Here is a 14,648-nt window from a genome sequence, read left to right on the forward strand (position 1 = left end):
AAGTCAAAGAAGTTTGATCGGGTTAGAAACGTCAACGATTAGTTCCGCCCCATCATCAATGAGGAAATACAGTCGTACAGACCCATACTCGCCCTCACCGTCAGGATCGTAGATAGGAACACAGGTTGCTCTGTTCTTCGGGTAGCGAGGATTCCCACTTTCATCCTCTGCAGCCAGGTGTTCCTCGATTCGCCGCTGGGTAAATCGACCTTTGTTTGGAAGGTCGTTTTTATTAGGTCCGTGTCGTGAGAAGTTAATCGCGGCGACGACCCGGTTTGTAAATGTGCTCTCGTTGTCGATGGTGAATGGTCCATCGAGATGGGACACTCGTTGGAGGTCCGACTCAGTAGCCCCCTCAAGAGCCAGTATACGGTTCGAGTCCAAGGCTTCGAACACTCGTAGTTCCGGATGTTCTTCTGCTAAGGCATCGAAGACGTACTCTCGGACGCTCGACCGATATCGCTCACAGGTAAACTTGTCTGAGGATGTGACGACATTGACAACGCCGTCAGTTTGCTGGACCGCCATATCCATCGCCTCTAACTGAGGGCAGAGGAATGCCATCCGGTTACACCCGGTCAGATAGGCGTACGTAAACATCCGAGAGCGCGGCCCGGACTCATTAGCAGGATTCGATCCCTCCTCGTAATACTTGGAGTCTAGAATCGCAATAGGGCCGAGTGGACCATGTAGTAGATGATCGGGTTCGTGTTTCGCTCGTGGGTTTCCTTCGAACGGCTGAAGAGGATACTCTCGACTACATTTGACGCCCTCAAGGCTATCGAGACGGTCGATATTTGATTTTACGTCTTGGAGGATATCCTCGATTACCCGCTGTGAGTAATCTTCGAACAGCCCGTTCATGCTCAACGCATAGTCGACAAGCAGCTCTTCGGCGCCGCTTCCAGCCCCACCCAGTAACACCGACGAGAGGATCGAACGGGAGGCATGCAATGCCCGCTGATAGTAATGTCGTTGTCGAGGCAACATTTCGATCGTTAGCGACCGGTAGCGAGTAATATTGCGCGGCGAGTCCTTGACACCAAGCGATTCAAGCCGTTGAACCTCCCGGTGAACCATCGACAGTAAGGTCTCAGTTCGCGGGTGAGACGTCCCTTCTCCTCGGCTCAGCATGCGGAGAAGGATTCGCCCAGCCAGTAACACGGCTTCGTTAACCGGATTACTGTGGTCAACTTCCGTCTCGATCCATGTCGGGGCTTGTGTCGGCCCAGTCTGATCAACCAACGTCTGTTCGACGTCAACCGAGCCATAGCCCTCGAACCCCTGCCGACGGGTGATCTGCAGGTCACGAATCACGCCGTTCCGACGGACTGTCCGCATCCCTGCAACATAGTTGATCGCCAGGATACTGATGATCTTCTCCGAAGCAGTATTGTCTGCAGTTAACTCGTCGAGTGGGATACCGTAAAATGACTGAGTTCGATCGATATCGTAGACTGTTAGCAGCATTTCGAACGCGGCCTCCCACCCGACCTTCGGTTCGACGTGGACGCTCAACCCTGGAAGTAGCTGCACCATCCCAACGATGTCCTCCGCAGTCACGTGGAGGGCCGACCCGACGAGACGGGCGGACAGCACTTGGAGTGCGTCGTCTTCCTCAGTCGGGTTGACGCGAAGTCGAGGTCGCTGCTTGACGAACCGGCTTCCCCGCTGTGTGAACCCTGCAGCGCGGAGTTCCTGAATTATGTCGGTCGGACAGCCCTCTACGACGAGCTTCTGCTGTTCCTGCACTGCAGCCTGAGTTTCACCGTACTCGACATGGATCGCCTCACTCATACATCTCCAATTCCCATCTCCCGCTGCTCGGCTTCGGCTTGCCGCTGAGCAAGGTCGACGGCGGGATGGAGGTTGAATTCCTCGAACTCGTCATTGAGCGTTTCGTAATGCGCTGCAATCCGGCGGATCTGCGGTAGGGAAGCCGTATTTAATAGCCGCGGCGTGATGTAGGTCGCAAAGGCTTGCCCCACAGCGTTCGCCTCGTCTCCATTGTATTGGCCACCGTCACCACAGGCCTCCTGTAAGAACTGGGTCACGTCCTGGTAGTGCATCGGTCCCATCTCCATGATGCCCCCATCTGCACTTGTGGTGGTGCCACTGTTGATGCCCTGATGGTGTTCTTCAAACAACTTAATGAGTTCATCTGTGTTGATTGCGACGCCAGTTCCGATACCACCTACCCATCGGTTGAAGAGTTCCTTCCGATCCTCATCGTCGTAACGACTCAGCTCAATCATCGCGAACCGCCGGGTGATCGCATTGTCAAGTTCGTTGACCGTTCGATCGGACATGTTCATCGTACAGATCAGCTTCACCTCATCCGTCAAGGTGAGCTCCTCGCCCCTTTTATTCCGGAAAATGACCTGCTCATCGTCTTCGATTGCCGTGTACAACGGACCGAATACCTGAGAGATATCCGCACGGGTTATCTCGTCAATGATGACTCCCCAGTTATCTTTGTACTTCCGGGCCTTCTCAATCCCTTCAGACACACATCCGGATCGACGGTGGTAGCTAATCTCCCCGCCGTCAACTTCTGGTTGGATACTCCCCGTGATGTCGCCGGGTGTCCAAGCTGGCGTCGCCGTGTGAATCGAGTAGTCAATACAGGTTTCCAGCGCAAGTTGCTTCGCGAAATAGGTCTTACCGGTTCCCGTAGGGCCATACAGAACGACAGGCTTCCCCAGTGCAATAGCAGTTCGAGCGTTTTTTAGAACGTTGTCCGGGACTAGAATATCCGCTAACTGTTTGTTACGCTGCGCGACTGTTTGTTTGACATCAAGTGGCGCGTCTTCGTTGGTGAGGATACTCTCACGTATCGACTGATTCGACCCCCGGAAGTTCCGATCGATCTGCTCTTCTTCGACGAGATAGCGAATAGCGTCTGGATCGTTGGTTTGTTGAAGGAACTCCTGGCCCTGGTTCTCATTATTCAGGATCCATTGAGAGAACTCCCTCGCTTCCTCCTCAGTGTAGTCAGTAAAGGCCCCTTCGTGACTCATTATCCCATCAAAATAACCGACACGATAAATAAATATGTGGAGATACGTGGATGGTTCGACACTGTATACGGAGAAAAATAACAGCATCTATATGTGCCTATACCGTCAATAATCAGTATCCGAGATGCCTATTGACCCCGCGACATACACTAGCGGGCACCATCTAATCCAGCAACTGGAATCACACAACCCCTGGTGGCGCTTCGATGGGGAGTTCGATCCAGCTGGTGGTGTCGATGCTCAACGTCAAGCCTATCGCAATGCAGTAGAAGTTCTTGCCGCCGATGACAAGCGGTTCCTCGTCGTTGGAGGCGTGACCAGCACAGAAACCGCGGGAGTTCTTGAACAGCTTATCGGGACAGTGCTCCAGCAAGGGTTTCAGGAGCAGTATATCCAGGATGCTGAGCTCCGGGCACAGGCCAGCGAACTCATCGTTCCGCCCGAAAACGTTCTCTATCTCCCACTCCGGGCATCACCGCTTTATCAGGTCCAACCAACGACTGGGCTCCACGGAGTCATTGATCACTTTCAGACCCATGTGGTGACATCAGACCAGCGGCAGTTCCTCTTCCTCGAAGGGTTCCATGAGCTACGGCGGCCCAGTCGGCGGGGCGACGACGCCGAATCTAATTGGCTAGATGTACTAGCCAAGATCATAGACGAGACAAATAACGTGACGGTCGTTCTCTCAGTGCCGTCTTCGACGTTCGCCGACGATCAGCTCATCAATCACCCGAAATTCGACACAAGAACAGACGACTGGGGGCTCCAGTCAGTCGATCATCTTGGATTCGAAGAGTATCTGCGACTTAGATATCGACGCCTCAACGTGGCGCCACTTGAGCAGCGGTTCGCTCCCCAGGGCGCGCGACGGTCCTTCCGAGCTGCCGTTCGAAATGGAGAGGTGGCTACCTTCGCAGAGCACGTTCGAACAGCTGAGGGCGAGAGAGTTCTGGAGCCATCTACGCTCCGCCGAGAGCTCACGACCTACGCCGTCGCTGGGGGGCGGCTCACCGCGACGCTTGACCGTGATGGCGTCGATCTTAGCGACGACAGATTCGAGCAGCTACTTCGAAACAGAGGGAATCGCCCGCTTCGAGAGTTCCAAGCGGACCTCGTCGAGGAGCTCAGGGACGAGGTGACCAGCGTGGCGGACCGGCTCTACGGACTCAAGGACTCACCTGGTCCGATCCGACTGGCGGCCGTCGTTGCGAACGATCGGCCGACTAAGCCAGTTGACTTCGACGATATCTGTACTGTTCTCGATGTCGACCGGCGAACCCTCAGAGAACAGTACCTCCACGTGCTTGAGGAACTGAGCCTGGTCGGCGGGGTTTCGGCGTACGCGAACAAGCGGCCACGGTCAATCAGTCTCTATCACCGCGACCCGAGCGTCCCCGCCGCATTCGGCGAGTTTGACCTCAGAGATGCGTTGCGTCAGGAGCCGGAGCTCGCTCCCGACCTCTGGAGCGCGATGGCCTACGATCATACGGTTCGACTCTCCGAAGCGGTGAACGATCCATGGGACCCCAAACGAGGCGTGGTGAAACACTGGTCAGCGGATGATGGTGTCGTCGACTTCGTGCTGAAAGTTGACGGTCGGCCCGTCCCGGTGGTGCTCTCGCTGGATCACACACTCACGGAGTTCGAACGTAGGTCCGGAACGGATACGTACGATTCGCTCGTTTCCTTCCTCCGGCGGACGGGTGGATTGGAGGACGAAGACTCGCTTACAAAACGGCACTACGCTGCGGTCCCCGACCCCGTCGCCGAGCAACGAGAGGCAGTCGTTGACGACGAGAGCTACTTTGGGACGCGCCGAGGGGACGTTGCCGTCGACGGGAGCGCTCCCTTTGGTATCGTGGTCACGAACGCGCGAGAGGCAACCAACGACGGCGTAGTCATCGACCGCAGCGGACCGTTGCCGATTCTCCAAATCCCCCTCTGGACGTATCTTCGCCTGGCGTAGATGCTAAATGATGCGGGCTCGGCTGCGGCACATTCTACGAGTCGGGTGTTTTATCCCAGAGAGCAAACACTCTATTGATAGTAAATGTCTCGGAATCCACGGAGCGACCAGTCAGGCGACCGAACCGAACTCCCCATCGAACGGGGGTTCCCGATCGAGCGCGTGAATGAGATTGCAGAGAAGGAGTCGCGGGCCAAGCAGCACTACCGCCCGGTCTACACGATGCACAAGTGGTGGGCACGGCGACCGGGCTGTCTATTCCGGGCAATCTCACTGTACTCACTGCTCGACGACGAGACCGATGAGTCGGAAGTTTCAGTGTACGAACCTGGTGAGAACCAGAGCCTCGGGGCTAACGGTATCGATGAAGCGGACCTGCTGCGTGCAGTCTCAGATGTGGACATGGAGGACCCCGAGTCGCTCTGGGAGTTCTACCCCAAAGATGTCCGCATCAAGGACAAGAAAGTCTTGGACCCGTTTATGGGTGGCGGGACCTCGCTTGTTGAGGCATCGCGCTTCGGCGCCGAAACAGTGGGATACGATCTGAACCCAGTGGCCTGGTTCGTCAGCAAAAAGGAGTTGGAGGCTGGCCAAACTGATCCTGAGGAACTCGAAGAAGCGTTTGAGCGGGTGAAGGAGGATGTCGCCGAGGAGCTCCTCCAATACTACCGGACGCCCTGTCCCAATGGGGACCACGAGGCGGACGTGATGTACAACTTCTGGGTGAAGGAACTGGACTGCGTCTCCTGTGGACATACTGTTCCGTTGTTCAATGACTACCGGGTAGCGAAGGAGCGATATGTCGACGATCCGGGGTACAACGTACTCTGTCCTGATTGTGATGCCGTCACGAGGACCGACGACTGGCAGAGTGAGAGCAGGTGCGGTGAATGCGACCACGAGTTCGTCCCGAAGGAGGGGAATGTCAGTCGTGGCGGATACTATAATTGTCCCGAGTGCGGGCAAAAGGAATCGATCACAGATGCGATCGCGGAGCAGGGTAAAGCAAACACCCGACAGTACGCACTAGAATACTACTGTCCAGACTGTGATCAAAGCGGACGAAATAAAAGCGAGACGAAGGGATACAAGCAAGTAGAACCTGAAGATAAGAATCTTTTCGAGAAAGCAAAGCGGGAGTGGGAGACTAGGACGGATTTGCACGAGTACGTTCCGAGTGAAAAAATCCCAGCTGGTCATATGACCTCTAAGCGGAACCCGGTGTTTGACCATGGATATGAAAATTGGGTAGATATGTTCAACGAGCGCCAGTTGCTTTGTTTGGCGAAACTGCTTGAATCTATTGAGAAGATCCCAGATCAGCATACGAAGGAATATCTTTTGCTTACATTCTCTGAGGTGCTAAATTTCAACAACATGATGGTTCCTTATCAAGCAGCAAGGAACCACACGACGAACTTGTTCAAATCGAATTCATTCGATCCTCCACAAGCGTCGTCCGAAGGCAATTTGTGGGGGACTGAGTACGGGATTGGTCGATTCAAAAGTACATTTGAAATGGTGCTTAATGGAGTCAAGTATGCCCAAGCTCCGACAGATCGTTACTTCGATGAGTCAGGGAATAAGGCTGAGACAGGAGAATTCTCTCAGCCGATCGGGGATAACTCGTCTGTTTATCAGGGGGATATGCGACAAATAGATGCAGAAGACGAATATGATGCAGTGATCACCGATCCGCCGTACTATGACAATATTATTTATTCTGAGCTTGCCGATTATTTCTACGTCTGGCAGAAAGTTCTCCTGGAAGACGTATATCCTGGGTTTGACCAAGCCAAGACGCCTCGTGCTGAATCAATCGTTACGAACCCGTATCTGAATAAATCCGCCGCAGACTTTGAGCGCGAGATGGCACAAGCTTTGGAGGTAATCCATCACGCGCTAAAAGATGACGGATTTCTATCGTTTACCTACCATCACAGCGATCAAGAATCTTGGGGAGAACTGCTCGAATCTCTCTGTAATACTGGATTTGAGGTTACTGCGACATATCCGATAAATTCGGACATGATGAAGTTCATCGGCGGTGAGTCGGTCTCCTTCGACATCGTTATTGTCGCCAGACCCACCGACGAGCGCCAGCCGATCGCCTGGAATGCCCTACGGCGCCGGATTGTCCGTACCGCCAAGGAGACCCGAGCGGTGCTTGAAGAGAACCGCGAGCTGAAAGGCGGCGACATCGGCGTCATTGAGATGGGCAAGTGCTTCCAGGAGTACTCGAAACACCACGGGGAAGTCCGTCGCGGACAGGACATCATGACCGCAAAAGAGGTTGTCCAGAAGATCTACGGCATTATCCAGGACAACACCCGTGGCGAGCAGGCGATCTACCTTGACCTGCTGGAGGAGTACAATCCTAACTACGACGACTTGAACAAACATCTGCGCCACTCCGACGCCTCCGAAGACCAACTCAAGCAGATGGAACTCGTCGAGATGGATGGTGGCACGTTCTCGCTGCTGGACTGGCGTGACGAAGGCCGGCAAGCCTACGTCCAAGATAAGGTCCAGGAGGGCGACGCCACGCCGCTGGACAAGGCACACTTCCTGCGCTACCGCTTCGAGGAAGGTAAGGCCACGTCCGAGTATCTCGAACGTTGGAGCGACGACGACCTCTCGGACGTCTGTGAGGGACTGGCGACAGCCACAGGCGACGAGACGTACCTGCGGATGATCGGCGTCGACATCTCTCTCGACGAGTATCTGGATCAGTAAACGACCGCCGACACTTCCTCGCTGTACAATCTGTCTACATAACGTATTTCCCGGCCACCTCCGTCTAACGCGTATGGACGATGAGGACCTCGTGTCGGTCGAGGTCACGCACGAACCGCCAGAGGACCTCCTCAAGCGACTCGGCGATGAGCAACCAACCCCGTCAGCCCATTGGGCCAGCCTGACTGCTACTCGCCTCCAACACGGGAAGGCATCTAAGGAGCTCCGATCACTGACGACCGTCGATGAGGAGGAAGTAAAACTGCTAGAACACCAGGTAGACGCCGCCTACCGGGCACTTTTCGATATGAACGGGAAGGCTCTCCTAGCGGACGAGGTGGGTCTCGGCAAGACGATCGAAGTCGGGATGATCCTCAAAGAGATGCATTTCCGAGACACTGACGATTCAGTCCTCATCCTGACCCCGGCACAACTCGCCAAGCAGTGGCAGGGTGAAATGCTGGAGAAGTTTGGGCTGGAGTTTATGTGCAACTACGACGACGAGTTCGAGGGGTTCGACGCCCACGATCACATCATCGCCAGCATCGACACGGCAAAGAGCGATCGGCATCGAGCGACCGTTCTAGCCCGCGATTGGGACGTGCTAGTCCTCGACGAAGCCCACTACGTCAAAAACGAAGATACCGATCGCTACGACCTGATCGAGCGTATCTCGTACGACTACGCCTTCTTCCTCACTGCCACACCGATCCAAAACGATCTTACAGACCTCTACAACATCGTCACCCTCCTCCGACCGGGGCTGTTCGGCTCCCGGGAAGTGTTCCATCGCTACTTCATCAACAGCGATCAGGAGACGCTGGTCAACCGGAACGAGCTACAAGAGCGTCTCCAGCAAGTGATGATTCGAAACCGGCGCGAAGAGACAGATATCGACTTCACGGAGCGCCATGTCGATACCCGGACCTTCGAGCCGAGCCAAGCGGAACGCGAGCTCTATGAGGCCGTCTCCGAATACGTCACAGGTGCCTATAGCCGGGACCAAGGACAAAAACTCGTCCTGATGCTCCTCCAGAAGGAGGTCGTCTCCAGCCCAGCAGCGCTCCGGAAAACAATCGAGAAGCGCCTCTACGAACAAGGAGAACTCACTCATAAAGATGAGTTAGAGACGATCCTCGATAAGATAGACGCGATTGAGACGGTCACGAAACAGGAGCGGCTGTTGGATATCGTTGAGGAAGCCCGCGAGCAGGTAGAGATGGGGCGGGTCATCGTCTTTACACAGTTCCGTGCCACCCAAGACCAGCTACTGGAGCGCCTCGCCCAAGAAGGCTACGCGACTCACGCGTTCCATGGCGGCCACTCGAGCCAAGAAAAAGAGGAGATCGTTACGGAGTTCCAAGAACACGGTGGGGTTCTCGTTTCGACGGACGCGATGAACGAAGGACGAAACCTCCAGTTTTGTAATATTATGGTCAATTACGACCTCCCCTGGAACCCAATGAAGGTCGAACAACGGATTGGGCGTATTCATCGGATCGGGCAGAAGCGTGCAGTCTACGTATTTAATATGGCGCTTGAGGACACTATCGAGGAATACGTGCTTGATCGGCTCTACCACAAGATCGATCTCTTCCAACAATCGGTCGGTGAGCTGAGTTCAATCCTTACCAGGCTCGAGGACTCTGGCACGAGCTTCGAGGACGAAATTTTCGAACGGTTAGTCAGTGCTGGCTCAGAGGTCGATCTGGAGAACGATTTCGACGCCATGGCTGTCGACCTGCAGGAACAGCGAGAGCTGGCACAAAAGGTCGAGGAATTCAACAGCGGCGTATTCCAAGGGTTCGACCTGGGGGCCGACGATGAGTGACGCGTCTTTATCCGTCACGCAAGCCCGTGTTGAGCGGTTTGCCAAGACATATCTCGAAATGTCCGGATGTTCAGTGCAGGAGCGGGACGACGAACTCGTCGTCACCGTTCCGGAAACCGCAACCACAGACTTGTTGAATACGGGAACGACGACTATTGTGTGTTCCAGCGATCCAGAGCGTATCGGTAACGAATTAGCTCTCCACCCCGAAAGCGAGACGTTTCAGGGGCTGCTGCGGGAAGCAGCTGATCAGGCCCCAATTGGCCGTGTTGAGCTGATGGATGCGGATACCGAGATTCAGCTTCCTGACTGGCTTGTCGAGAGCGAGGTGTCCGTTGCTAGCACGCAATTCATGCCGTACTACGATCGGACCGCGGTCGTCGGACTATTCCGTATCGGCATCGAGACTGTCAGTGAGTACCAGACAGCTGTCCTTCGTACCGGTGCCGTCGATGCGAACTCCATGGGGGAGCTACCAGCGCTCACGGACCGGCTGCTCGCCCATTCGACACCTGATTCGGCGCCCATTGAAGCCACTGCAACGACTCTCAACGAGAGCACTGCCCGGGAGGCAATCGATACCATAGGCGAAGTCATCATCAAGCAGGTCCAACCAACGATTGCGGAGATCCAAGAGGGTGCAACTCGCGCTGCTGGTGCAGAGTTAGACGAGTATCGACAGCTGCAGGACCAACGCATTGAGGAACTCGAAGCAGAGATCTCAGCTGTATCTAATAACATCGAGAAACTCAGTGCAACCATCGAAGAGACTGAAAGTCAAGCTGAGCGGCTGGAAACGCTACAGGAACGCAAGGATTTGAAATCAAAACGTGAGGAGTTACAGAATGAGTTAGCCGAGCTGACGGAGGCCCGTTCAGCTGGATTTCCTCAAAAACGTCAAGAGGTCAGTAATAGGCACAGTCTTGAGGTAGTAGTTGAGCCACTGATTATGACCGAACTCCAGTATGAACAGGGAGAACTCGAGGTGACGGTCGTTGACTCCACTACTCAAACTTCTGTTCGTGTCGGCTACGGGAACGGCATCGGTGTGACCGAATCACTGGCCTGTGAGCGCTGCGGATCAACTCTTTCAGGTGAAAATCCCCTCCGGCTCGACGGCCAAGCGACTTGCTGCACGTCCTGTCGAAAATAGAGCTTCGGAGTCACTGAAAACACGATCCTCGGACCAACTGCTCCGAAATCCAATCAGGCCACGATTCATTGCCGGGCTACTGTAGCATACTGAGTTCAATAGCGAGATCAGGACGCTTTATTTTTGCGAGGGGCACTAAAGTTGGTAATACGCTAGCCGGTCACCCCAACATTGGGGGAGGACAATAGTGATATTGCCCTCAGTAAGAGGTCCTCGTCTTCATTACAGCAGAGTCCCGCTGCCAGTCGCTGCTTGAGAACTCCAATTTGAAGGTCCCAGCACCGCGTGCCGTTTCTGCATCTGCATACCGGACGGTGGGATCAGTCGACAGAACTTCGGTCACTCGGTACACTCGGTATCGGTCTGACTCAGCTTCGAGCAGTTGCGTTTGCGTAGTATTCAGATTGAAATCCTGTTTTGACTCTGCAGTTGATTTGACTTCAATGATTTGTCCATCGGGGTCGCCGACAGACCCGACATCTAAATCCCGACCGATTTTCGCCTGCCTCACGTCAACGCCTTGCTTCGCCTCCAGTTGCAACTTCACGAAGAGCTCACCCAGCGCCCCGATGGTGTGTTTCTTTCCGAGCATCGAGTCGACCCCGTGTTCTCGAAGAAACGGTCTCCAATCCTCGATGTCGAGTTCGTCGAATGCTTCCAGGTACCGTTCGCTAACGTACCGGGGACCAGTTCTGAGGGCATCGGCACCTGCTTCGGCGAAGATGCCGAGATTTCCAGTCACAGTCTCTGTCGTAAACCAAGGTGCAGCTTGGAGATCTTGACACACGGCATCTGTCTCATCAGCCACATTCGGCTCGTAGGCTTCACCGAGAAGAAGCCGAGACGGTGAAAGCCAGGAGCCATTCTCAGTTTGTAGTCGGAGAGTTGGCGTGTGTTCACCGACCTCCCACTCACCATCACTCGATGCTCGGCAGAGCATTGCCGCTACGAGGATTCGATCATTCGCCGAGAGAGTGTCCCAATCGACGGTCTGGAGCCATTCTTCGATCAGCGCTCCTTCGGTCAATTCTTCCACGTTGTTGCCATCCAGCACCGACCGAATCTCCTCATTGTCAGCAAGGTCATTATCTACGATATTAAGGGAAGACCTGACTTCCTGTAGCGGGTTCGCAGTTTCGAACTCACCCAAGTCAAGCTCAGCAGGCGGAAGGTAGACCTGTTCCACATCATCAGTTCCTACAACTCTTCCGTCTTCAAGGGGAATACCAGTCGAACTGAGGGTCCTAGATTGCTTCCAGGGATTTTTCGTCGAGATACTGTTATAGATTTCTTCGAACGTATCTTTTCGAGTGTCACTGGTGAGTTCTTCAAGAGGATAGGTTACATCGTGATTCTGTAGGAAGTCGTGAATTCCGAGTGAGCTTCCGTTAGCAATCGTCTGAAGGATCTCCTCGTGTTCCTCGTGAACAGGACGGTCAGCACCCGATTCCTCTACTTGATCAGCGTCGAAAGCTTCGCGAATGTGTTCGTCAACCACCTGGCAGTCGTCAAGTTTGATTCGCTGACCCGTCTGATCCCGGACCAATTTCGAGTTCTCGACATACTCGTGGATTTTGTCGACAATTTCCGTGGTTACGAACGTGTCTCCTTGACCCTCCGGTACGAAGACGCCCAGGTCGGTCCACCAGGAGTCGTGACCAGCAACGACATCGAGGACATCCTTCGCACACTCAACTACGCCCTGCGCGATTTGACGGTTCCATGGAAGCTCCTGCTTGATGGTTTGTCGGTCAGCAGGTGTGAGGAAGTCCGCATGAACGAGAAAGTCGAAGTCAGTCTCGAGTTCTTTGAGAGGGAGATAGCTGAATACGCCGGTATGCAGTGTCCCGCTCTCTGGCCGAGCGAAGCCACCATCTTCGTCTACGATACATGCGATGAACACCTCACGATAGTCCACACCTCCTCGCATATACTGCTCAGTCTTCGGATCTTCCTGAATGCTATCCGGCACCTCCCAAAGATGTTTGAACAGTACCCACGTATCCGCCTCAGTCGTGCCATTCACTAACGACTCATCGAGCTCTACAACTTCGATAGGATCAAACTGCGCGTCTGCCTCGTCTCTGAGCGTTTCCTGCTTTGAACTGGGAAACCCCTGTTTCGCTCTCTCAACGGAGGAGGCTAATCCATCATCATGAACCTCGTCTGTCCGACTAATACGCCTTGAGCTGTCCGAGTAATTATCATCGATAGATAACTTACGAACGTCCTTCAAGAAGAGAAACACACGTCGGTCGATGTTCTCGCTCCGGAGAGGTTCAAAGAGTTCATCATCGGAAAGCAGTTGTTGGCCCCATTCATCCAGCCTGACAACAAACCGGGTAGTATACTCGGTTCCGTCAATCTTCGTAGGAACATCTGTCTCCTCCGTAGGCTTACAACTCCAGGGGACAACTCTCCAAGGAATATCATCACCGTGCTCTTCCGCCCGTTCTCTATCGAACGAGAAGTGGAATTGACCGGAGTGAACCTCAACGGATTGACTGATCTCAAAGATTGATTTGAACCCCACCCCGATGAAACCGATGTGATCACGAGGATGCTTCGGTGAGACGCCAGCGGCACACAGTCCAGTTACGTCGTCCTTGACGTCACCGGAGCCTCCATCCTGGCCCGCGAGTGCACTATCGGTAAACTCACGACCGTCGTTGAGAATTTCTAAGCACCAGTCTCCGTTGATCTTTCGGATTTGGAAACGGACAGCACTGGCACCCTCATCGTCTGCATTCTGGATGAATTCGAGTGGGAAATACGTTGAGGCGAAGTTCATCTGGACGACATTCGAGTGCCCGTGGAGACTCGTCCTCACCAGATCCGGAGAATCAGTCAAATATTGCTCTCGAATGCTCCGTACTAATTCGTCTGGATTGCTGGCATCCATCTATTGGTGGTAAATCAGATGTTCTTAACATATAACTTCCAACGGCCACACCACGACTGGTAGTAACGTGTCTGATTCAGATATGTACCTCCCTATTGACCCTACTCAGAACGAAGCCTCACCGCAAGACCTCATCCAGAGTTTGCCGACCCGAGCCGCTCGCCGGCGTGTCCTCCAGGCAGCCGAGATCTCTATCGATGTCGATGACAAGAATTTCGAGAGTTTCCTCAACGAGCTATCCGAGGTCGAACTTCGGCGAGCCGCTTCCGAACTCAGATTCGCCGGCGAACCCACGGTCTATTACTATCGGGTCAACCACCTCCATCAACTCTCCCCCGACGACGCCCTCGGACGAAGCAATAACGAGAGTTCTTCTGGAGCATACGGCCCAGATGTCGAGACAGCAATCAGGGACCACGACCGTATCTACGTCGTCTGCCAAGTGCCGGAAACCGGATCACAAACACAACTCACACTCTCCTCTGACGACCGGGAAACGACCGTCGCAACGTTCAAACCGAGGACACAGCTCCTCGCCGTTCGGGCTTCCGACGACGGTACCGCAGACGCGTCACTACAGGCAGTGCTGAGTTATCTTGGCCTGGATGATGCAACCCGAATTTCCTTCCTCGATAACGGGTTTCGGGGTCGGTTCGAGGATGCCTGCGTTGATGGATATTCGACGCTTCGACTGAGGAATACGAACCCACGAGACAGCTCGCGGGAGATCGAGGTTCGGTCAAAGGATCCGGAGGCTAAGAACGTAGCCAACGTCCGTACCGACGTGATCGTCGAGGACCTACTCCAGCGTGGTGACACGGAACTCAACGCGGCAACGGGACTCGTCACCGTCCCGACTGACGTCCGCTCGATGGAACACGGCGAACCGCTGCATCCGCGAGTAACAATTGGATTTCCGGATGGATGGGTGGCCTTCGAACAGTTTGTACCTGAGCAGATCCTGATCGAGTTCGATGATTTGGTGCGAGATTCGCTCTGAGAGCGATTCAAGATCAGGTCTTTGCTACACGCAATAG

The 14,648-nt window shown here is 54.3% G+C and carries 8 protein-coding genes; 5 read left to right on the forward strand and 3 right to left on the reverse strand.

The genetic code is table 11. The features are described from left to right. Positions 1 to 3: 3 nt before the first annotated feature. On the reverse strand, positions 4 to 1,797 hold the full coding sequence (locus DMP03_RS12340; RefSeq protein WP_152120855.1) for a hypothetical protein: 1,794 nt from the start codon (positions 1,795 to 1,797) through the stop codon (positions 4 to 6). Continuing rightward, positions 1,794 to 3,023 (reverse strand): AAA family ATPase, encoded by a 1,230-nt coding sequence (locus DMP03_RS12345; protein WP_394351040.1) that lies wholly within the window; start codon positions 3,021 to 3,023, stop codon positions 1,794 to 1,796. Before DMP03_RS12345 ends, DMP03_RS12340 begins: the two co-directional genes overlap by 4 nt. A 121-nt stretch (positions 3,024 to 3,144) precedes the next feature. On the opposite strand from DMP03_RS12345, the gene DMP03_RS12350 reads away from it, so the two are divergent. The 4 genes from DMP03_RS12350 to DMP03_RS12365 all read left to right on the forward strand — a co-directional run bounded on the left by DMP03_RS12350 (position 3,145) and on the right by DMP03_RS12365 (position 10,709). Further along, positions 3,145 to 4,989 carry an ATP-binding protein gene (locus DMP03_RS12350; RefSeq protein WP_152120857.1) on the forward strand — a complete coding sequence of 615 codons (1,845 nt, stop codon included), beginning with the start codon at positions 3,145 to 3,147 and terminating at the stop codon, positions 4,987 to 4,989. 84 nt (positions 4,990 to 5,073) lie between these two features. Beyond that, positions 5,074 to 7,725, forward strand: coding sequence for a DUF1156 domain-containing protein (locus tag DMP03_RS12355; RefSeq protein ID WP_152120858.1), 2,652 nt, complete (start codon positions 5,074 to 5,076; stop codon positions 7,723 to 7,725). A 73-nt stretch (positions 7,726 to 7,798) separates the two neighbouring features. After that, positions 7,799 to 9,556 carry a DEAD/DEAH box helicase gene (locus DMP03_RS12360; protein ID WP_152120859.1) on the forward strand — a complete coding sequence of 586 codons (1,758 nt, stop codon included), beginning with the start codon at positions 7,799 to 7,801 and terminating at the stop codon, positions 9,554 to 9,556. After that, a complete protein-coding gene (locus DMP03_RS12365) occupies positions 9,549 to 10,709 on the forward strand; it encodes a hypothetical protein (RefSeq protein WP_152120860.1) in 1,161 nt (386 codons plus the stop codon). The genes DMP03_RS12360 and DMP03_RS12365 overlap by 8 nt, the downstream gene beginning before the upstream one ends. A 199-nt stretch (positions 10,710 to 10,908) precedes the next feature. Here the strand turns inward: DMP03_RS12365 and DMP03_RS12370 are convergent, their stop codons facing one another. After that, positions 10,909 to 13,560, reverse strand: coding sequence for a protein NO VEIN domain-containing protein (locus tag DMP03_RS12370; RefSeq protein ID WP_235908753.1), 2,652 nt, complete (start codon positions 13,558 to 13,560; stop codon positions 10,909 to 10,911). A gap of 118 nt (positions 13,561 to 13,678) precedes the next feature. On the opposite strand from DMP03_RS12370, the gene DMP03_RS12375 reads away from it, so the two are divergent. Beyond that, complete coding sequence (locus DMP03_RS12375) at positions 13,679 to 14,611, forward strand: hypothetical protein (RefSeq protein WP_235908755.1); 933 nt, start codon at positions 13,679 to 13,681, stop codon at positions 14,609 to 14,611. Positions 14,612 to 14,648: the final 37 nt, after the last annotated feature.

Origin of the sequence: Halosegnis rubeus (assembly GCF_009184545.1) — an archaeon.
Taxonomy (GTDB): Archaea; Halobacteriota; Halobacteria; order Halobacteriales; family Haloarculaceae; genus Halosegnis; species Halosegnis rubeus.